We start from the raw sequence: 21219 nt of genomic DNA, 5'->3' as shown, positions 1-21219 counted from the left end.
TCAGGCAACGGCAGGGGGATCAACGTGGCGAATGGAACCGGGCACGACCCGGCCGCCAAAATCGGCCACAAGCGCTTGCACAAAAGGATCGATGGCCACCGCATCTTCGGCGGCCTGCTGGCGCGCGGCGCGTTCGGCTTGCGCCACGGCATGCGCCGTGGCTTCGCCAGTTACGCCGACTTCCACATCCAGCCGGATGCCCTGACCAAAATGTTCGCACAGTACCGTTTGCAGGCGAACGCGGCTTTCGCTTTCGGCCAGCGTCTTGACGGCCACGCGCAGGATGATCGCGTCGCCTTGCACACCGGCCCATTCGCTCTGGCGCGCCAATTCGGCGGCCAATCCGGTGACGGGCAGGCGCGCAGCCAATTCCGGCCAGCCCGCGGACGTCATGTCTGTCATGCGGCCGCGCGATTGGCGCTTGCGGGCGGCGGCTGGGGCCGCTGCACCGGAGGCCGATGCTGCGGCGCCTTCACGCTTGGTCACCGCTGCGGGACGCTGCGGCGCCGATGAGGGCGCGCTGGCCAGAGTTTCAAATTCGTCATCGTCCGGATCGGACGTGAAGCCGCTGTCAGGCACGAAGCCGCCTTCGGCTTCAAATGGGATTTCTTCGTCGACCCAGGACGGCGGACCGTCGCTGGCATCGGCCGCTTCGGGGGCGGCGGCAATCACCGCCGCGACAGCGGGTGTTACTGCCAGCGCCGCGGAACCCGCAGGCTTGGCAGCAACGGGCGCGTCAGCTGGCAAGTCTTCCCAAGGCGGCACGCTGGCGGCCGAGGCCGCGACAGGCGCTGGTTCGGATGCGGCAGCAGAGACTGAATCAGGCGCGGCAGCATGTGCCGCCTGCGGAACGGGGGCCGCCACCGGTTCCGCCGGGGATATCGTTTGCGGCGCGTTTGCAGGCTCAGCGTCAACGGCCAAAGCGGCCAAGGAGGCTGCTGCGGGAGCGTTTGGCGACGTGGCGGCAACGGGCGAGGAGGCTGCCGGCTGGGCAGCGACGGCTACGGACTCCGCAACTACGGGAGCAGCGGGCGCAAGCACCGGCGTGGTAACGACTGGATCTGACACCGTAGCGGCATGCGCCTGCGAAGCGACGGCTGGGGCTGGGGCTGATTCCGCAGCGGCATGCACCGGCTGAGCGACGGCTGGGGCAGAAACAGGCACTGCGGTGGACACAGGCGCCGAGGCCATCACAGCAGCCGGGGCAGGCGCGGCTGCAACCGCTGCCGGTTCAGCCGTCTGGCGGGCAGGCGCAGCGGGCGCTTCCAAAGCGGTTTGCGGACCGGCATCGCCGTTCAGTGCCAGCATGCGCAGGCAGGCCATGATGAAGCCCGCGTACTCGTCGGGCGCCAACGTCAATTCGCTGCGGCTGTGTACCGCCACTGAATAGAACAGTTGCACCGCGTCGGGATGAAGGGTCTGCGCCAAACGGGCGATATCACCCGCCAGCGGGTCTTCAACCGGCGTAACACCCGTCACGCGCTGCTCAATCGCCACGCGCGACAACAACACGGCCAGATCGGCCAGCGCACCGGCGTAGGACAGGCCACGTATCGCCAATTCGTCCGCCACGGCCAGCACGCTCTTGGCGTCGCCAGCGGACAAGGCGTCCAGCAGGCGCACCAGGTGACGCTGATCAATAGTGCCGAGCATGCCGCGCACGGCATCTTCGGTCATGTTGCCGGCGCTGTAGGCGATGGCCTGATCCGTCAGCGAAAGCGCGTCGCGCATGGAGCCCGAAGCCGCTTGCCCGATGAGGCGCAGCGCCGGAATTTCGAACGGGACGTCTTCGTGGCCCAACACGGCCTGCAAGTGGCCAACGATGGAGTCGGCAGGCATTTGCTTCAGATTGAACTGAAGGCAGCGCGACAACACCGTCACCGGGATCTTTTGCGGATCGGTGGTGGCCAGGATGAATTTGACGTGCGGGGGCGGTTCTTCGAGCGTCTTCAACATGGCGTTGAAGGCGTGCCCGGTCAGCATGTGGACTTCGTCGATCATGTAGACCTTGAAGCGCCCCGCGCCAGGCGCGTATACCGCCTGCTCAAGCAGCTGCGTCATTTCTTCGACGCCGCGGTTCGAGGCCGCATCCAGTTCCAGATAGTCGACAAAGCGCCCGGCATCGATTTCCGTGCAAGCGCGGCAGACGCCACAAGGCTTGGACGTGATGCCGGTTTCACAGTTGAGCGATTTGGCCAGGATGCGGGACAACGTGGTCTTGCCCACGCCCCGTGTGCCGGTGAACAACCAGGCATGGTGCAGGCGTTGGGTGTCGAGCGCATGGGTCAATGCGCGCACCACGTGATCCTGTCCCACGAGGGTATCGAACGATCGCGGCCGCCACTTGCGGGCCAGTACCAGATAAGTCATGGCTGGATTGTAGAGCCTGTTTCGCTTGCTGGCTGAAATGCAAAGGGGACGGGCTTATTCCCGTGGAACGAATCCCTGGAAAATAACCCCGTCCCCCTTGAAAGCATCAAGGCCGTGGATGAATTCACGACCTGCTGCTTTGAAGAATCCGGTTGGCGAGCCTTACTCCGGCACTGACCCTAAACGACTATGGCTGCTTCGTTCCCGACCTGACCAGGTTCACCGTCGAACCATGCGGAGGGGCCCGCCAACCGGAATTCTAGCAGAGCTGCGCTTCGCTTGCTTGCTAGCCTTCCGGTTGCCGGGCCCCGGGGGGCGGGATGTTGCCCCCTCCCCAGCCCTCCCCCCGGGGGGGAGGGGGTTTGGGGCGTTGCTTCGCTTGCCCTTTTGGCTCGCTTCGCTTTGCCTTGCTTGGCTCGCTTTGCTTCGCTTGCTCGGGGGGCTCGCTGCGCTTTGCCTTGCTTCGCTACGCTTGGCTCGCTTTGCTTCGCTTGCTCGGGGGGCTCGCTGCGCTTTGCCTTGCTTGGCTGCGGTTGGCTCGCTTTGCTTCGCTTGCTCGGGGGGCTCGCTTCGCTTTGCCTTGCTTGGCTGCGGTTGGCTCGCTTTGCTTCGCTTGCTCCAGGTAGCTCGCTTCGCAAATCTCGTTGTACTTCGCTCGCCCGAACTCGCTCGCTACCCGTTGCGTTGCTTCCTTTCCCTGTCTCACTTTGCTTCGCTTGCTCGGACTCGCTCGCTCCCCGTCGCCTTGCGTGCATTGCTTGTCTCGCTTGGTTCGTTCGAGCGGTCGCTTTAGATTATTTTTCCGCGCTATTTCATGGAGTTAGATCTATCCAGGCTTTTGCGCGGGGGAAGTACAGGGCTGCGCGCGCGGTGCGGCCGTCCAGGGACGTGACTTGGGTGCAATAGCGAAGGAGTTGTTCGCCGTGGCGTTGGCGCATTCGGGTGGCGAAGGCGGCGGGGGGTTCGCCGGGGTGGGGGCGGCCGGTTTTGTAGTCGACGATCAGCCAGCCGTCTTCGGTGCTCAAGGCTAAATCGATAACGGACACTTTGCCGGCAGCGTCGATCAAGGGCCATTCGCGGCGGGCGCCTGATTGGGAGAGGAGCCATAGGCCGCGTTCGTCGGCCAGGGTGGCTTGCAAGGTTTCCAGTACGGCTTCTGAGGCGGCGTCGGCTTGGCTGGCGGGGATGCCGGCTCGGGTTAGTTGGCGGCGCATGGCGGATTGGCGGTCGGCCAGTGCGGTGGCGGGCCAGGCGGCGACGCCGTCTTGGCCGATGCGGGCGAGCCAGGCGTGGGCCAGGGTGCCGATGGCCGCGTCGTAGCCGGCTTCCAGTTGCCAGGCGGGGTGTTCGCCACTGTCGCCCCAGGCGCCACGTGCGGGCGAGGCGAAGCCGGGGCTGACGTTGATGTCGGACTGGCGCGCCAGTTGAGCCAGGCCTGCTTGCGCCACGCGGCGCAAAGGTTCGCCTTGCCATTCGGGGCCATCGAGGGTTTCCTCTTGCGCGTCGCCTTCCATCGCTGGCGGCACGGGGGTGGGCAGGCAGGGCCACAGACGGCCCAGCAGACTCGCCGAGGGCGGTGTCTTGGGTTGGCCGGTGGCTTCGTCTACCGATACGTGGCCCACCAGATGCAGGCGTTTGCGCGCTCGCGTGGCGGCTACGTATAGCAGGCGGTCGATTTCATAGGAAGCCCGGCGCGCTTCGCGGGCGCCCAGGTAGCGCGACACCGGATCGGCCTCTGTTTCGGCCCGGGGTTTGACGGGGCCGAACAGCACGCGCCCGCCGCTTTGCTCAAAGCGCACCAGCGGCGCTTGATCTCCGCGAGGTGCGCGGTGCAGGCCGAACAGGATGACCGTTTCGAACTGCAAGCCCTTGGACTTGTGCATGGTCATGATTTCGACCGCGCCTTCGTCTTCGTCCGCGGCATCCGGGGCGGCGAATAGGCGCGAGATTCCAGCGTCCAGGGCGGCGGGGTCTATGCCGCCGTGCGGCGCCAACCGTTCGACCAGTTGGAACAGACTTTCAGCGTCATTGGCCACCGACAGGCCCGCGTAAAGCGCCGGCCCGCCCAAGCGGCGCCACAGCGATTCCACCCAGGCGGCGAAGGGCATCGCGCCGGAGTCGTTCCGCTTGTCCAGCAGAACGGCGGCCACCTGACGCAAACGCGCAAATTCCTCGGCGGGCAGCAAGGTTTGCGCGGATGGTGTATCCGGGGCCGTGGGCGCAGCGTCGAACAAGGACCCCTGCGGCGCGGCGCTGACGGGCACCGGCATGGTTTGCGGAACGATGCGCAAGGCGCGTTCCAGCAACACAGGAACCGGCGTAATGTGGTCATCGCCAAACAGGCGCTGCAAGGATGTCAACGTCAGCCCGCAGTACGGCGCCCGCAATACGGACAGCCATGCCAGCCGGTCGCCCGGGTGAGACAGTGCGCACACCAGTTGCACCAGATCGGCCACCACCGGCCGCAGGGCCAGTGGCACCAGGTCTACGGCGCGGCAGCGGATGCCCTCTTGCCCCAGTCGCCGCGTCAGGTTGCCCAAGTGGCTGCGCGCGCGCACCAGCACGGCCACGGGATGCTTGGCGCCCTTGTGATCGATCAGCGCCTGACGCACCAAGCCCACCGCGATGTCTTCGGCCTGCTCTTCGGCCGTCGCGGCCCCGCTGCGTGACCACGCCGGATGAAAGCGCACGGCAGGTTCAGGCAAAGCATCGTGAAACGCGGTGGACGGGCTGTACTTGATGGCGCCCGCAGTGGCGTCGCTACGCTTGGGCAGCAGTTGCACGAACGACTGGTTCACCCAGTCGACGATGCCAGCCTGTGAGCGGAAGTTGTCTGTCAGGTTCAGGAAGTCGGGCTTCAATTCGCCCACGCCAACATCGGCGACTTCAAGGAACAGGCCCACTTCTGCTTTGCGGAAGCGGTAAATGGATTGCATCGGGTCGCCCACCAGGAACAGGCTGCGGCCGTCGCCCTCTTGCCATCCCGAGGTCAAGGTGCGCAACAAGTCCAGCTGCGTTTGGCTGGTGTCTTGGAATTCATCGATCAGCAAATGGCGGATCGACGCATCCAGCTTGAGCAGCAACTCGCCCGGATCATCCGCGCTACCCAACGCGGCGGCGGCACGTTGCGCGATCTCGATGAAGTCCACCTCGCCCGTGTCGGCAAAACGCAGCCGCAACTGCGCCACCGCCAGCGCCAGCGTCATCAGTTGGGCGCCAAGAACCTCCCATTGCGCATCGGTGAAGTGTGGCGCGGGAATGTCGCGCACGGCAGCCAGACGGCGCACCCAGGCGCCCTGCCCGTCGGCGGATTCCAGCCACGCCACAAAAGGTTCTTTGTGCGCGCATTTGGCGGGAAAACCCAGATTCTTGTTGACGGTCTTGCGCAAGGCGCCCGTGCCGGTCAACAGCAGGTGCGCAACCGCGCGCCATTGATCCAACACCTCGGCGTCGGGCGGGAGCTCTTCCGACCAGTCGAGCAACGCCAGCAATTTATTGTCTTCGTCGCCGTCTTGCAGCTGAGTCGCTGCCAACCGCGCCGGTCCGCAAAGCGCCTCGGCCCAGCCGTAGGGCATGGCTTCGCTCAGTGCGTCCAGGTCTTCGCCGATGGCCTCAGCCAGCGTCGCTTCCATGGCGGCGCGATCGGAGCCGTGACGCAACAGGGGCAGCCATTGATCGCGCTGGCCCAGCATGTCGGCGATGGCTTCTTTGGCAGCCTGTACGTCTACGTCCAGATGCTGCAACAGAATGCGCACAGCGTCGTAATCGTCGGCCAGATCCAGCGTTGCACGCGCGGCGGCTTCATAGTGGCCGCGAGCGTCGTCGGTGATTTCGGGCATGCCGCCCAGCTCCGACAACCATGGCATGCTGCGCACCAGACCCGCGCAGAACGAGTCGATGGTGCGGATGGCCAGCCGCGCCGGATGGTCCAGCAGATGCCAGCCTTGTTCGGCATTGCGGGCCAAAGCCGCACGCGCCAGTTCCCAGCTGCGGCGCTCATGCATGGCCTCGGGCGGCGCATCCAGCCCGCGCCGCAGCTTGCTCAGGACCCGCGCATGCATTTCGGACGCGGCCTTGCGAGTAAAGGTGATGGCGACAATTTCTTCCGGCCTGGTCACGGTGGCCAGCAGCGCCAGGATGCGGTCTGTCAGCAGCTCGGTCTTGCCCGAGCCGGCAGGCGCCTGCACCAGAAACGAGCGGGTGGGGTCCAGCGCGTCGGCACGCGCGGCGTGGTCCTGCGGCAAGCGTTCTTGTTCAGCCATGGCTTATGCGTCCTCGTCGTCCAGATGCAGACGCAAGAACGGCAATGCATCGCAGTATTTCAAATCGTCGCGGCGGTAGGCCACGTTGGAGGCCACCCCGGCGACGTACTCATCGGCCAGCGCCTCGATCGCCACACGCCAACGCTGCCGGATTTCAGGCCAGGTCAGGCCGTCGAAATATTTGCTTTCGCTGGCCAGCGTTACGCCCGGCACGCCCAGGTCTTCGTCGGCCAGCCCTTGCGCAGCCACCTGCCGCGCATGGATCTGCGCCAGCACCAGGCCTGCGACCTCGCCGCCTGCGGCATCCGCCAGCACTGACGCATAGAACGGCAGTTGCACGTTTACGGGACGGCTGCGGGACCAGTCGGGTTCGGGCTTGGCGGCAGCCACGCCGGTCTTGTAGTCGACGATGACGTTGCGGCCGTCGCCCAGGCTGTCGATACGGTCCAGCCGCAGTTTCAAGGTCAGCGCGCCGCGCTGCCACTGGTGGCTTTTTTCCACCTGCGCCACAGCGAACGGCAGACGCTGCGCCTCCATGTCGAGCCAAGACGCCAGCACCGCGCATGCACGCTGGCATTCCAGCTTTTTCAGGGCGGGGGCGTAGTCTTTCAGTTCTTCTTCGGCCGCTTGCGCCACGGCCTGTTCCAGCAAGGCGGGCAAGCGGCCGGTTGCCAGAATGTCATGCAGGGTTTCTTGATCGGGCATCATGCCCCACACCAGTTCCAACGCCTTATGCAAAAACTGGCCGCGCACGTTGACCGTCGCGGAATCGGCATACGGCGCCAGTTCGCGTCCGCCCAGGCGGTGACGCACAAACGCCCACAGCGGGTTGCGCGCCTGCGTGTCCAGCACGTCCAGACCGCCGCCACCGCGATTGCCAGCGGCAAGCGGCGGACCCTGGCTATCATCCAGTGATTCCAGCGGTAGCGGCAGGACCATGCCCGTAACCGCCGGCGCCCAGTCTGTGAGCGCCGTAGCGGCGATCAATGGCGATGGGCGCAATTCACGTTCGCCATCCATGTGGGAATGGCTGACGATGATTTCGGGCGCACAACGGCACAGCGCTGCATACATGCCTTCGGCCCATTCGCGTTCGCGCTCAGGCGTGGCGCGCGGCGCCTTGGCCTGACGCAACACGGCCAAGGGCAGCAGCGGATTCGGCTTGGGCGAAGCGGGCAGCACGTCGTCCGTCAGGCCCAGCATCCAGACGCCATCCCAATAGCCGCCTTCCGCTTCCAGCAAACCCAGCACGTCAAGGCGCGCAAGCGGGTCGCGCTGCGGCTGGAACGATGCCGACCGCGCAACACTTTGCAGCAGGTTGACTGCCGCCACGCCGCCCAGCCGCCCCGCGGCGGGCGCCAACGCGGAAAAACTGCCCAGCGCGTCGCCCAATGCGCCCATGACCTGATAACCCACGCTGTCCAGGACGCCCTCACCCGGAAAACCCAAGGCCATCAGCGCGGCTTTCATGCGCAACATCCAGACGTCGCATGTTGCCTGCCGGCCGCCCTGCGTCCAGATTTCCATCGACTGGTTCCACGCTTGGGCCAATGCTGGCACGTCGGCCAGCAAACGGCGCCAATCATGCTGGCTGACATGCTGCACGGCTTGACGGCGCCAACGCGCATCGATGGCAGCCAGTCGTGCGCGGTCGCGCACGTCGCTGGCGCAGTGGCCAGCCAGCAGCGCAGCGCCCAAAACATCCACGCCGCAACTCTTGCCGTGTGCACATTCAGCCAGCGCGCGTAACCAGGCCAGCGCGGCGCGCGCCATTGGCCATTCATTGAGCGGACGGCCCACTGCCACGTTAAATGCAAATGCCGGCGCGCCGTCATGCCCAGCCAGCGCCTGACTCAGTACGCGCCGTGCAAAGGGCGACTCGGCCTCCAGTTGCGGCGACACGATGGCGTAGCGGCCCTGCGGATTGGCCTTCAGCTGGCTGGCGGCCCAAGCCGCCGCGGCACGCCATTCCGCGCCATCGTCTGCGGCCTCGTAGCGCCGCGCGGTGGTCTCCAGGCGCTGCGCATCGCGCCATTGCGCGACCGAAGTGCCCTGGTCTTCAAAAGCGCGCAGCAAACGGCGAAAACGCGGCGAAACATCGGTAAAGCCCGCCAGCACAAGTTGCCGTGGAGTGGCCAGCCGGCCGTCTTCCAGCGCGCGCAACACGCGGGCATAACCCTGGTTTGCGTCTTCGGCATCAATGCCCGCCAGCGTGTCGTGATAGCGCAGGCGCCACTTCGCAAAACCCCGGTATTCGTCGGTGTCCGCGCCGGATGGCACGCGTAGATCCCATTCGTCCATCAGCAGGTCCGCGTCCATAGCCAGGCGCGCGGCCTGGCTGGCGTCCAGCAACACGCGTTCGGCCTCTTCCGCGCGGATGGCTTCAGTCCATACCAACTGCGTGGCAAAACTGTCCAGACGGTAGGCGGGCACGTCGTCGCCGGCCTCGAACGCGAGCTCATTGGCGGATTCGGCCAGCCACGCCGACAGCGGCAGAATGCGCGGCAGTTCGCTGACCTGCCGCTCTTGGCGCAGCAGGCCCGCGAGCTCAAGTGTCAGCCGGCGCGACAGGCGGTTGTTCACTGTCAGCACCAGCGTGTCTGCCGCGGGCAGACCGCCGATGTCCGGCAGTGAAAAATCGGGATAGGAAAGCGATGAGTCCTGCATGGGCGCCCATAAAAAACGACGGATAAACTCCGCCGTAGGATACCCCGAGCCGGACCGCGCGTGCGGTGCCTGCGCGCCTATTTGCCACCCTGGACAAAGGGCGGAATGACGATCTTCTGGCCATGCCGGTCGCAGTCGTCGGCCAATTGATGCCAGGCCCGAACGCTGGTGACCCGCGCGCCGCCTGTGCCGGGGTCCTGGCCATCGGCCGGAATCTCGTCCAAACGGACGCCATCGGTGGTGTCCATCAAGCTGGCTTCACGAATCTCGCGGTCCAGGCTGCCATCCCACTGGACCAGGCTGCCGTCTTCCTGCCAATGCAGCCAAACCTGAGAATTGCCGTCTCGCCACCGGTATCCAATAAGGCAAAAGTGGTTGGTGTCCTTTTGCTTATTGAAGTAGGCCACCCGGTTTTTGATTGCCCGCTCGGGCTGCTGGTAATACGGGCTGGCCGACACCAGAAAGCGTTCGTCCGGAGGCGTCCGGAACGGCTCGTCCGGCAAGCCGTCCGCGCAGGCAAACAAAGGAAACGCAAGAACAAGAACTGCGAACCAAGCTTTCATGTCAGCCATCCGTTATTTTATTTTCAGAACATCAGCACGGAATTCCGGAGTCAGCGTGTAGAAATCCTGCCCCCCTAAACTCCGGAAATACCTGAAACTCGGGCCAGGACTGGGAGCGCCTTGCGTCTTCCAGCCGTATAGCTTGGTCGGGCAGGGGTCCGCGATCGGCGCGCTTCCCGCCACGGAGATGGCGTCTTCCACCAATCCACGGTACGCCCGGAAGCGGCTCTGCGTTGCGTCATTGGCAAGTTCCAGAGTCCTCTTGAGCAGCGCCTTTTTCTTCTCCGGCAGGTTCGGATACAGAGAAAATGCTTCCACCTGCCCCGGAACCTTGACCACTTCTGTCATCGTTTTGATCGACAGTTTGGCCGCCTCTCTGGGTTTGAGCGAAAAATGGTGCGCCCCTGCGTCAATCCGGTTTTGCAAAAGACGAACTATCCATTGCATGGACTCGCGCGCCTCGGTAGGACCCGCATACATCCGATGCTCGGGACCCGCAGTTTCTATGATCAGCATCCTGGTCAGGATGCCCAATTCCGTATCTTGAGGGGGCAATTCCACACGCGGAAATATCTTGACGCGGATCTTGGGTGTGCCCGAATCGACGTTGGTATTGCGCCCGTCATTGGTATAGGCGATCACTTCGACCACTTTTTCCTGACGCAGATCCTTGGCCGTGACAGTCAATTTGACTGATTGCTCAAGCCTGGCGTCATCGGGCCTGTCCGCCTGAACAGACAAAAATGCAGGCGCGTTGGATTTCAGAATCAGATGTTTCTTATTCGATCCCAGACCCACGACTTTGATAGCGAGGGAGTTGCCTTCCACCAAACTGATTTCGGAAGGCAACGAAGACCGGTCATTGCGGAAAAGTTTAGCCATACAGCGTGTCGAAACCTCGCAAGTGCATACGGCGGACAAAAGCATCCGCTGTTTACTATGTACTTGCACCGATTACGCTGAGATATAGGGGCCGTCTGAATACCGGGTTAAAAACCGCATAGAGCGGCAATGTTTTCCCAGTGGACACTCATCTCGGGCGACAGATAACCCCAAAACGCCAGCCCTAAAACGGACGACAGGGCGATAGCGCCCGCCAACCGCCAGGCGATTTGGCGGCGCCGTAACGGTTGTGCGGAAGGCATCATGGTCAGGCGCTCTTTGCTGCGTCAGGCCGCAGCAGTTTGAGTAACGGGCTGCTCACGCACCGGCAGGCATAACAAGGCCGCAATGATTGCCAGGGCCACACCCAGCCACCAGACCAGATCGTAGCTACCGGTCTTGGCATACGCGTAGCCGCCAAGCCAGACCCCGATAAAACTACCCAGCTGGTGGCCCAGGAAGACGATGCCCGACAAGGTGGCCGCATAACGCAGGCCGTAGATTTGCCCGATCAGCCCTTGCGTAAGCGGCACCGTGCCCAGCCAGAACAGGCCCATCCACGCGGCAAACACATACAACACCCAGGGCGACAACGGCATCCACAGCAACAGCAAGATGCCGAACGCACGCATGAAATAGACCACCGCCAACAGGCGCTTCTTGCTGTATTGGCCGCCAAGCTTTCCTGCGTAGAACGAACCCACCACGTTGAACAGCCCAATCAGTGCGATGGCGGTTGCACCCTGCCCTGCCGTCAAACCGCCATCGGAGACGTAGGCAGGCAAGTGCAGCGTGATGAAAGCCGTATGGAAGCCGCAAACAAAATAGCTCCAGAACAAAAAATGGAATGAGGGGTGACGCACCGCCTGCTTGACGGCGGAAGCCAGCGACTGCTGTGGCCCCGAATGCGTGGCCGGACGGCCGCGCAAGAAATAAGCCAGCGGCGCGGCGCAGGCCACGAACAGCGACAGCACCCACAGCGCACCCGGCCAATCCAGGCCGCTGATCAACACTTGGCCCGTCGGCACGATGGCAAACTGCCCCAGCGAACCGCCCGCGCTGGCAATGCCCATGGCCGTACTGCGGTAAGCCGGCGGCACGGCCCGCGCCACGACCGGCAGAATCACCGGAAAGGTGGTGCCCGCCTGCCCCAGCCCGACCAGCACGCCAGCGGTCAGATATAGCGTTGTTTCATCGGTGGCAAAACGGGTGCCGATCATGCCCAACATGTACAGCAGCGCACCCAGCGCGATGGTGCGGCCCGATCCAAAACGGTCGGCCATCATGCCCATGAAGATGCACGCTACCCCCCACACCAGGTTCTGCAACGCAAAGGCCATCGAAAACACTTCGCGGCCCCAGCCGTGCGCCAGGCCCATCGGCTGCAAGAACAGGCCAAAAGTGGCGCGAACGCCCATGGCAAGCAACACCACCAGCGTGCCCAGGACGATGGTGCGTGTGGAAATCGTATCGGTTTGGCTAGACATGAAACCCGTGTCTGGTTGTTTTTTGGGTTTGCGCCCCCTCCTCGGGGCGGCCCGGCGCGCTGGCCAGACCCGCACATCATATACAAGTCGCCTGGGCGGAACAGGAATATCCACGTCGGCGCATCGCTTTCTTTCGCAGGCTCGTACCGCTGCTTTCTAGGACACTTCCCTACGACTAAGGTCCAGTGTTCCGGGTTCCAGCGCATCTCTATATTGGTTTCGGTTCCTCACAGGCATCGCCGCGTGGGCCCATCCGGGCCATAGGGAGCCACTCAAAAAACAACAAGGAGACATGCCAGTGACGTCAACAAATGGCGAGGTTGCCGCAGTGATGCGGAATCCCAAGTATCAGGAATTGCTGCGCCGCCGCAGTAGGACCAGTCTGCTTTTCTTTGCGATCACCGGCGTGATTTACGCCGGTTTCATCCTGACACTGGCCTTTGACCCTGTGTTCTTCGCCAGCCCCGTCCCAGGCATGACGATGAGCATCGGCATATTGACCGGCATCCTCGTCGTATGCAGCGCGGTGGTGCTGATTGCCGCCTACGTCCATATCTCCAACTCCGTGTTCGACCCGCTATTGGCCGCGATCATCAAGGACGTCTCATGAAAAAAAAGCTGGGCGTCATATTGTTGGCCGTGGGTTGCGGACTGGCCGGGCAAGCCTGGGCGGCATCGGCAGGCAAAACGAGCACCTCCGCCATCGTCATGTTCCTGGTCTTTATCGCAGGCACGATGGGCATCACCTATTGGGCCGCAAAGCGCACTCACACCACGTCGGATTTCTATACGGCGGGCGGAGGGTTATCAGGCTTTCAGAATGGCCTTGCGATTGCCGGCGACTATCTTTCCGCGGCCTCGTTTCTAGGCATTGCGGGGATGGTGTATGTCAGCGGCTTTGACGGCATGATCTACGCCATCGGTTTCCTGTTCGGCTGGCCGGTAGTCATGTTTCTGATTGCCGAGCGCCTGCGCAACCTGGGGCGCTACAACTTCGCGGACGTCACATCGTTCCGGCTCGCGCAAACGCCCATGCGCATTTTGGCGGCCAGCGCGTCGTTGCTGATCATCGCCCTGTACTTGATTGCGCAGATGGTGGGCGCCGGCAAATTGATCGTGCTGCTCTTCGGGCTGGACTACAACGTTGCCGTGCTGATCGTGGGATCGCTCATGATGATCTACGTGGCATTTGGCGGCATGACGGCCACTACCTGGGTGCAGATCATCAAGGCGGTGTTGATGCTGGTGGGCGCCACACTGATGACGATCCTGGTGCTGGCGGCATTCAGCTACAGCCCCGACGCGCTGCTGGCCGAAGCCGTCCGCGTGCATCCGGCCGGCAAGGAATTGATGGCGCCGGGCTCGCAGGTCAGCAGCAACCCGCTTAACGCGCTGTCGCTGGGCATTGCACTGGCGTTCGGCACTGCCGGGCTGCCCCACATCCTGATGCGGTTCTTCACCGTGTCCAACGCGAAGGAAGCGCGCAAATCCGTCATCTACGCCAGCTCGTTCATCGGCTATTTCTACCTGCTGACTTTCATCATCGGTTTTGGCGCCGTTGCGCTGCTGGTGCGCCACCCAGAGTATTTCGTGACGGGGCCGGACGGCAGTTTCGACATGATGAAAAGCCTGATCGGCGGCACCAATATGGTCGCGGTGCACCTGGCCAATGCCGTGGGCGGCAGCCTGTTGCTGGGCTTTCTGGCGGCGGTCACCTTTGCCACCATCGTGGCCGTGGTGGCTGGACTGGCACTGGCCGGCGCTGCGGCAATCTCACATGACTTGTACGCCAACGTCATCGCCCGCGGACGCGCCACCGAACGCCAGCAGATGCGTATTTCGCGCTTGTCCACCATCGTGCTGGGCGTGCTGGCCATTCTGCTGGGTATCGTGTTCGAAAACCAGAACGTCGCATTCATGGTGGGCCTGGCGTTTGCCATTGCCGCCAGCGCCAACTTCCCGGTGCTGGTGTTGTCGATCTCGTGGCGCGGCTGCACCACGCGCGGCGCCACCATCGGCGGGTTCCTGGGGCTGGCCAGCGCCACCATCTGGGTCGTGTTGAGCAAGACCGTGTGGGTGGACGTCTTCGGGTTTGCCGCACCAGTCACGCCCTTTCCCAACCCAGGCATTCTGTCCATTCCGCTGGCGTTTTTCTCGATCTGGTTGTTCTCCAAGCTGGACCACAGCCCCAGGGCCAAGCAAGAGGCTGCGGCGTTTGACGCCCTGACCGTTCGCAGCCAGACCGGAATCGGCGCCACAACTGCCGTTGCCCACTAACCGTTCAGAGGATTCATCATGAACACCACCCATGATCGTTATCCCGTTCCGCAAGGCTTTGCCGGCCCGCAAACGGTGACCCAGGAACAGTATGAAGACCTTTACCAGGCATCGATTACCGATGCGGACGCCTTTTGGGCAAAGGCCGCTGAACGCGTGGACTGGTATCGCGCACCCACGCAGATTCAAGACACCTGCCTTACCAATGCCGACGAATTCCATATCCGCTGGTATGCCGATGGGGAGTTGAATGTCAGCGTCAACTGCCTGGATCGCCATCTGGAAAAACGGGGTGACAAGGCTGCGCTGATTTGGGAATCGGATGACCCGGCCATCCCCTCGCAACGCGTTACCTACCGCGAACTGCATGCCAAGGTCTGCAAAATGGGCAACGCCCTGCGCCGGCTGGGAATTGCACGCGGCGACCGCGTCACAATCTACATGCCCATGATTGTGGAGACCATCGTTGCCATGCTGGCCTGCGCGCGCATCGGCGCGGTCCACAACGTCGTGTTCGGCGGCTTCGCGCCAGCCTCGATTGCCGACCGGGTCCGCAACTGCGGCGCAAGCGCCATCATCACCGCCGACGAAGGGCGGCGCGCCGGGCGCAAGATCGCATTGAAGGCTAACGTTGACGCCGCGCTGGAAATGCCCGGCATGGAAGGCGTGCGGTCGGTGCTGGTGGTCCCGAACACCGGCACGCCCGTCAACATGGTGGCTGAACGCGACTACTGGCTGGACCGGCTGATGGAACGCGAATCCGCCGAATGTGAACCCGAACGCATGAACGCCGAAGATCCGCTGTTCATCCTGTATACGTCGGGCAGCACTGGCAAGCCCAAGGGCATGCTGCACACAACGGGCGGCTACCTGGTCTATGCCGCGTACACCCATGCCGCCATCTTCGACATTCGCGACAGCGACGTCTTCTGGTGTACCGCTGACGTGGGCTGGATCACGGGCCATAGCTACATCGCTTACGGCCCGCTGGCCAATGGCGCGACTTCACTCATTTTTGAAGGCGTTCCCAGCTACCCCGACGCCTCGCGCTTCTGGCAGGTAATCGACAAACACGACGTCACCATCTTCTACACGGCGCCTACGGCGATCCGCGCGTTGATGCGCGAAGGCCCCGAGCCCGTGTTGCGCACGTCGCGAAAGTCATTGCGGCTGCTGGGCACTGTGGGCGAACCCATCAACCCCGAAGCTTGGCGCTGGTATCACGGCGTTGTGGGCGCGGGCCGTTGCCCCATCGTGGACACGTGGTGGCAAACGGAAACCGGCGGCATCCTGATATCGCCGCTGCCCGGCGCCACCGAATGCAAGCCAGGAGCGGCCAGCGTTCCGTTCTTCGGCATACGCCCCGCGCTGGTCGATGTCGCCTCTGGCACGCTGATCGAGGGACCCGGCGAAGGCAATCTTTTCATCCGCGGCTCCTGGCCGGGGCAGGCACGCAGCATCTACGGAGACGATCGCCGTTATTACGAAAGCTGCTTCAAGGATTACCCCGGCATGTACTTCACGGGAGACAGTTGCCGCCGCGACGCCGACGGCCATTACTGGATCACCGGGCGAGTAGACGATGTGTTGAACGTGAGCGGCCACCGTATCGGCACCGCAGAACTGGAAAGCGCGCTGGTTTCACACCCGAAAGTGGCCGAAGCCGCGGCGGTCGGTTTTGCGCACGACATCAAGGGCCAGGGCATTTACGTCTACGTCACCCTGAAAGCCGGCCATGCGGAATCCGACAGCCTGCGCCAGGAATTGGTGGCGCACATGCGGCGCGAGATCGGCCCCATCGCCACGCCCGATCATCTGCAATGGGCGCCCAGCCTGCCCAAAACCCGTTCCGGCAAGATCATGCGCCGCATCTTGCGCAAAATTGCCGAAAACACGGTCGACGATCTTGGCGACATCACCACGCTGGCCGATCCCTCGGTCGTGCAGGCGCTGGTGCGAGAGCGGCGTATGGCATGATCAGCCCATGCCGGTCATTCTGATTGCTGATGGTCACCCGTTGTTTCGCGATGCCTTGCGCGGGCTCATCGGCCGTCTGTTCCCTCGCGCCACCGTCCATGAGGCCGGCCAGATCAGCGTGCTCTACGATCTGGCCGTTGCCCGCCGCGACGCCAGCCTGTTGCTGCTGGACCTGGAATTGCCAGGGTCCAGCGGCTTCGGCCCGCTGGTGCAGGTGCGCAGCCAGCACCCGCACCTGCCAGTAGTCGTTCTGTCGGCGCATGATGACCCTCTCCTCATGCGACGCGCGGTGGCGCATGGGGTAATGGGATTCATCCCGAAATCGGTCGATGTGGAAACGCTGTGCGGCGCATTGCGGCAGGCAGTGGCCGGCAAATTCTGGCTACCCCAGGAAAGTGATGCGTACGGCAGCGTCAGTCTTGAAGACGAGTTGCTTGCATCCAGCGTGCGCGAACTGACACCCCAGCAGTTCCGCGTATTGCAAATGGTGGGCGGAGGCCTGTTGAACAAACAGATCGCCCACGAATTGAAGGTGTCCGAAGCCACCATCAAAACCCACATGACTGCTGTGATGCGCAAGCTGTGCGTATCCAACCGGACTCAGGCAGTGCTGATCGCAGGGCGATTGGGAATGACGACCTGGCGCTAGGCCCAACAGTTGGACACCTGTTGAGCTACGCCGACCGCCCCTTCTCTGGTACCAAATTCTGCCAACTAAATTTAGTTGATATTATCAACCATTTAACTGAGAATGGAGTTTTCCCCACGTCAGGTAGGCCATGATTTTGCAAACTCCGTTGACTCGATTGCTGGGCACGCGTTATCCCATCATCCAGGGCGGCATGAGCTGGGCATCGTCCAACGCAGCGCTGGCACTGGCGGTATCGCGCGCGGGCGGTTTGGGCGTCATCGCCGCTGGCCCCATGTACCCGGAGGCCCTGCTTGCTGCCGTGCGCGAGGTGCGCCGTGGCACTGACGCCCCCTTCGCCGTCAATATTCCGCTCTACAACAAGCGCGCCCAGGAACACATGGACATCGCTATCGCCGAAGGCGTGCCGGTGATCATTGCGTCTCAAGGCGGTCCGCAAAAACACATTGGCCGCGCGCGCGACGCCGGCATCAAATGGCTGCAAGTGGTGGCAAGCCCGCTGCATGCCGAGAAGGCGCAGGCAGCGGGCGTAGACGCGGTGATCGCCGTCGGCCTTGAAGCGGGCGGCCACCCAGGGCCAGACGAAATCGGCTTGCAAGTGCTGTTGCGCGCGACCGTCCGGCGCGTGACGTTGCCTGTCGTTGCGGCAGGCGGCATTGCCGATGGCGCGGGCATTGCCGCCGCGCTATGCCTGGGCGCGGCAGGTGCGCAATTGGGCACCCGCTTCCTGCTGACGCCAGAGGCAGGCGTGCACGCCGACTACAAGGCCGCTGTGCTTGCCGCTGGCGTGGCCGATACCACGCTGGTGGGACGCGGGCGTTCGCCAGTTCGGATGCTGCGCAATGCCTTTGCCCGCCAGTATCAGCAGGCAGAACGCGGCAGCGATGACGACGCGCTGGATGCGTTATTCGCCCTGAGTTCCTTGAAGCAAGCCGCGTATGACGGCGACGTCGATGGCGGCAAAGTCGAAGCGGGACAAAGCGCCGGTTTGATAGACAGCCTGCAACCAGCAGGCCTGCTGGTGCAGCAACTCGTGGACGAAACGCGGGCAGCCCTGGCACGCGCAGCCGCTCTGGCTGCCTGAACGCAACGAAGCCGCCCACAGGCGGCTTCGTTGCGTTCAGATAGGCGGGCCGCTTACTTTTTCATCAGCCCTGCCGACTCCACCAATTTGCGCATGGCCACTTGATCCTTTTCCACGAAAGCCGTGGCTTCTGCGGGCGTCATATTCCACAGGTCCACGCCCTGCGCCTGCATCAGCTTGCCGTATTCCGCATCGGCATTCACGCGAGCCACTGCGTCGTTAAGCCGTTGCAGTACGTCTGGCGGCGTTCCTTTGGGCGCAGCCAGGCTGTACCAGGATGCGGACTCCGCGCCCGCCACGCCCGACTCGGCCAGCGTGGGCACATCGGGCAAGAGCGGTGAGCGCTTGCCGTTTGCATATGCCAGCGCTTTCAGCCGCCCGCTACGAATGAATTGCAGGCTGGCGGCCAGGTTGAGCACGGCAACATCCACCTGCCCTCCCACCAGATCATTGATAGCGGGCGCTGCGCCGCTGTAAGGGATATGCACGATGTCCACGCCCGCCCGCTCGCGGAACAGTTCGGCGCCCAGATGCGGCGAGCTGCCCGGCCCCGCGGAGGCATAGTTGATTTTTCCGGGGTCCTTGCGCGCCATCGAAATCAGGTCGGCGACGCTGGCGGCGTTCAGCGTGGGCCGCGCCACCAGCATGTTCGGCTGGTTGGCCACAATAGACACAAAGGCGAAGTCTTTGATGCCGTCGTAGGGCGTGCGCTGCATCAATGGCGTCACCACATGCGCAGCCGATGTGCCCAGCAACAAGGTGTAGCCGTCCGGCTTGGCGCGCGCCACGAAATTCGCGCCAATGGCTGCGCCTCCGCCCGCTTTGTTTTCGACGATCACCGGCTTGCCAAGTTGCCTTTCCAGTTCACGCGCCAGCGCGCGCCCCAGCACATCGGCAGGACCACCGGCGGCATAGGGATTGACCAGCGTGATCGGCTGGGATGGATACGGCTCGGCAGCCGCGGCGGCGGCGCAGAAAGCGCCCGCGGCCAGGCCGCATAAAAGGCGATTGAGGGTCTTCATGGTTTGTCTCCTGCAAGTCTGTTTTTTTTGGTGTAACGATGAACTGCTGCTAGATCGCGCCCTCGGCGCGCAATGCCTGAATCTCCGCGTCCGACAGGCCCAGCTTGGACGTCAGTACGCTATCGGTGTGTTCGCCCAAGAGCGGCGGACGTTCCAGGCGCGGATCTTCATAACCCTTGAATTTGAATGGGACGGGTACTGCGCCAAACCGGCCGATGGAAGGATGCTCGTAACTAGACACCATGCCGCGCGCCAGCACGTGCTCGTTGTGCATGATTTCTTCCACATCCAATATCGGCCCGGCAGGGACACCCACCGCGTCGCAACGCCGGCAGAGTTCATCACGCGTGAGCCGCCGCGTGGCGGCCGACAAACCCGCCATGACTTCCTCGCGGCGCGCTACCCGCACGGCGTTGCGCGCCAGCTCCGCATCATCCGCCCATTGCGGCAAATCCAGCGCTTGGCACAAGGGCTTCCAGTGCTGGTCGCTACCGGTGATCTGTACCCAGCGGCCGTCGCTGCACTCAAACGCAGCCGAAGGAACCCGCCCCGGATGTTCGGTGCCCAGCCGTTGCGGCACTTCGCCCAGCGCGAAGTAGCGCGCCGCCGCCAGCGACAACAAACCCACTTGCCCGTCCAACATCGAGAAGTCGATATGGCAGCCCTGCCCCGACCGCGCTCTGCCCACCAGCGCGGACAAAATGCCGATGGCGGCCCATAGTCCGGAAGTCAGATCTGCGACGGGCAGCCCCGGTTTTACCGGACCGCCGCCACGTTCACCCGTCAGGCTCATGATGCCGCCCATGGCCTGGAACACGGTGTCATAACCCTTGCGGGGCGCATAAGGACCCGTCATGCCAAAACCCGTGCACGAGAAATAGATCAGGCCAGGATTGCCGGGCGCAATCTTGTCGCGATCCAAGCCGTATTTGGCCAAGGTGCCCACCGGAAAATTCTCCACCACCACGTCGCAGGTTCCGGCCAGCCGGCGAATCAGCGCCTGACCTGCCGGTTTGCGGAAGTTCACGGTGATGGATTGTTTGCTGCGATTAAAAGCCAGGTAATAGGCGGACTCCGTTCCGCCTTCGCCCTGCACCTGCGGCTCGAATCCCCGCGTTTCGTCGCCCGCGCCGGGTTGCTCAACTTTGATGACGGTGGCGCCTAACTCCGCCAGAATCATCGACGCAAAAGGACATGCCAGCACGCGCGACAAATCCAGAATGGTCACTCCATCCAACGGTCTCATCGCGCGGCCCCCTGGCGAAAGCCCCGCATGATCACATTGGCATCGCGCCCAACGCCCAGCGCCTCGGCCAGCCCCAGATCCGCTGCGCGATGAAAGGCGCGTTTGGTCAATCCCATCGCGGCAGGCTCCCAGCCTGCCAGGCGTTCAGCCATTGCCAGGGCCGCATCCAGCACCTCTGCGGCAGGCAATGCCCGATTGGCGATACCTAGCGCCAGCGCTCGCGCGCCATCAATGGGTTCCGCCATGGCGACCAGTTCAAACGCGTGCTTTCGTCCCACTTGCCGCACCAGATTCGCCATGACCACGGCCGCCACGATGCCATGGCGCAACTCGGGATAACCGAAACGCACATCCTCGGCCATGACGGTCAAGTCGCACGCCAGCGCCAACCCTGCGCCACCGCCCAGCGCATTGCCGTGCACGGCGGCGACAACCGGTTTGGTCATGCGCGAAAACACCAGATGCAGATCGGTCGTCAGGTCCGCGCGGCTCAGAACCGCAGCCGGTTGCTCCATGGTCAGGCCCGAGAACTCGGTCGTGTCGGCGCCGGCGCAAAAAGACTTGCCGTTGCCGGTCAGCACCACTGCGCGCACAGCTGTATCGCGGTCCGCTTGCACCAGGGCATCCAGCAGCGCCGTGGTCAAAGCGGTATTCAGCGCGTTGTGCTTTTCCGGGCGGTTCAGCCGCAACAAACGCACCGCGCCGTGGTTCTCTATGATCAATTCCGGCATGG

14 protein-coding genes and 1 other RNA gene are annotated in these 21219 nt (G+C 63.5%); 5 read left to right on the top strand and 10 right to left on the bottom strand.

Annotated features, from left to right (window positions below; genetic code table 11):
* The 7 genes from RAS12_RS29325 to RAS12_RS29295 form a co-directional block, all read right to left on the bottom strand.
* On the bottom strand, window positions 1–2370 hold the full coding sequence (locus tag RAS12_RS29325) for a DNA polymerase III subunit gamma/tau (protein ID WP_306943986.1): 2370 nt from the start codon (window positions 2368–2370) through the stop codon (window positions 1–3).
* Between the two features lie 151 nt (window positions 2371–2521).
* An RNA gene (ffs, locus tag RAS12_RS29320) (signal recognition particle sRNA small type) lies at window positions 2522–2619 on the bottom strand.
* A gap of 563 nt (window positions 2620–3182) precedes the next feature.
* Entirely contained in the window at window positions 3183–6632 is a 3450-nt protein-coding gene (locus RAS12_RS29315) for a UvrD-helicase domain-containing protein (RefSeq protein ID WP_306943984.1), read from the bottom strand.
* 3 nt (window positions 6633–6635) lie between these two features.
* Window positions 6636–9299, bottom strand: coding sequence for a PD-(D/E)XK nuclease family protein (locus tag RAS12_RS29310; RefSeq protein ID WP_306943983.1), 2664 nt, complete (start codon window positions 9297–9299; stop codon window positions 6636–6638).
* Between the two features lie 77 nt (window positions 9300–9376).
* Window positions 9377–9862, bottom strand: coding sequence for a hypothetical protein (locus RAS12_RS29305; RefSeq protein ID WP_306943981.1), 486 nt, complete (start codon window positions 9860–9862; stop codon window positions 9377–9379).
* A gap of 12 nt (window positions 9863–9874) precedes the next feature.
* Window positions 9875–10744 (bottom strand): hypothetical protein, encoded by an 870-nt coding sequence (locus RAS12_RS29300; RefSeq protein WP_306943979.1) that lies wholly within the window; start codon window positions 10742–10744, stop codon window positions 9875–9877.
* A 287-nt stretch (window positions 10745–11031) separates the two neighbouring features.
* On the bottom strand, window positions 11032–12231 hold the full coding sequence (locus RAS12_RS29295) for an MFS transporter (RefSeq protein WP_306943978.1): 1200 nt from the start codon (window positions 12229–12231) through the stop codon (window positions 11032–11034).
* Window positions 12232–12529: 298 nt separating this feature from the next.
* On the opposite strand from RAS12_RS29295, the gene RAS12_RS29290 reads away from it, so the two are divergent.
* The 5 genes from RAS12_RS29290 to RAS12_RS29270 all read left to right on the top strand — a co-directional run bounded on the left by RAS12_RS29290 (window position 12530) and on the right by RAS12_RS29270 (window position 18218).
* The gene (locus tag RAS12_RS29290; RefSeq protein ID WP_306943977.1) at window positions 12530–12841 is read left to right on the top strand and encodes a DUF485 domain-containing protein; all 312 of its coding nucleotides are present in this window, start codon (window positions 12530–12532) and stop codon (window positions 12839–12841) included.
* Window positions 12838–14508 (top strand): cation/acetate symporter ActP, encoded by a 1671-nt coding sequence (gene actP, locus RAS12_RS29285; protein WP_306943975.1) that lies wholly within the window; start codon window positions 12838–12840, stop codon window positions 14506–14508. The genes RAS12_RS29290 and actP overlap by 4 nt, the downstream gene beginning before the upstream one ends.
* An 18-nt stretch (window positions 14509–14526) precedes the next feature.
* Window positions 14527–16485, top strand: a complete 1959-nt coding sequence (gene acs, locus RAS12_RS29280; RefSeq protein WP_306943973.1) for an acetate--CoA ligase — start codon at window positions 14527–14529, stop codon at window positions 16483–16485.
* A gap of 7 nt (window positions 16486–16492) precedes the next feature.
* The gene (locus tag RAS12_RS29275; RefSeq protein ID WP_306943971.1) at window positions 16493–17134 is read left to right on the top strand and encodes a response regulator transcription factor; all 642 of its coding nucleotides are present in this window, start codon (window positions 16493–16495) and stop codon (window positions 17132–17134) included.
* Window positions 17135–17264: 130 nt separating this feature from the next.
* Window positions 17265–18218, top strand: a complete 954-nt coding sequence (locus tag RAS12_RS29270) for an NAD(P)H-dependent flavin oxidoreductase (protein WP_306943969.1) — start codon at window positions 17265–17267, stop codon at window positions 18216–18218.
* A 53-nt stretch (window positions 18219–18271) separates the two neighbouring features.
* Here the strand turns inward: RAS12_RS29270 and RAS12_RS29265 are convergent, their stop codons facing one another.
* From RAS12_RS29265 to RAS12_RS29255, 3 genes are read right to left on the bottom strand one after another with little or no spacing between them, the layout of a single operon-like run.
* On the bottom strand, window positions 18272–19240 hold the full coding sequence (locus tag RAS12_RS29265; protein WP_306943967.1) for a tripartite tricarboxylate transporter substrate binding protein: 969 nt from the start codon (window positions 19238–19240) through the stop codon (window positions 18272–18274).
* 49 nt (window positions 19241–19289) lie between these two features.
* Window positions 19290–20486 (bottom strand): CaiB/BaiF CoA transferase family protein, encoded by a 1197-nt coding sequence (locus RAS12_RS29260; protein ID WP_306943965.1) that lies wholly within the window; start codon window positions 20484–20486, stop codon window positions 19290–19292.
* Window positions 20483–21217, bottom strand: a complete 735-nt coding sequence (locus RAS12_RS29255; protein WP_306943963.1) for an enoyl-CoA hydratase/isomerase family protein — start codon at window positions 21215–21217, stop codon at window positions 20483–20485. Before RAS12_RS29255 ends, RAS12_RS29260 begins: the two co-directional genes overlap by 4 nt.
* Window positions 21218–21219 lie beyond the last annotated feature (2 nt).

It is taken from the genome of Achromobacter seleniivolatilans (assembly GCF_030864005.1).
Classification (GTDB): domain Bacteria; phylum Pseudomonadota; class Gammaproteobacteria; order Burkholderiales; family Burkholderiaceae_B; genus Achromobacter; species Achromobacter seleniivolatilans.
The sequence above is the reverse complement of the archived record's forward strand: the minus strand, read 5'-3'. Positions and strand labels throughout refer to the sequence as shown.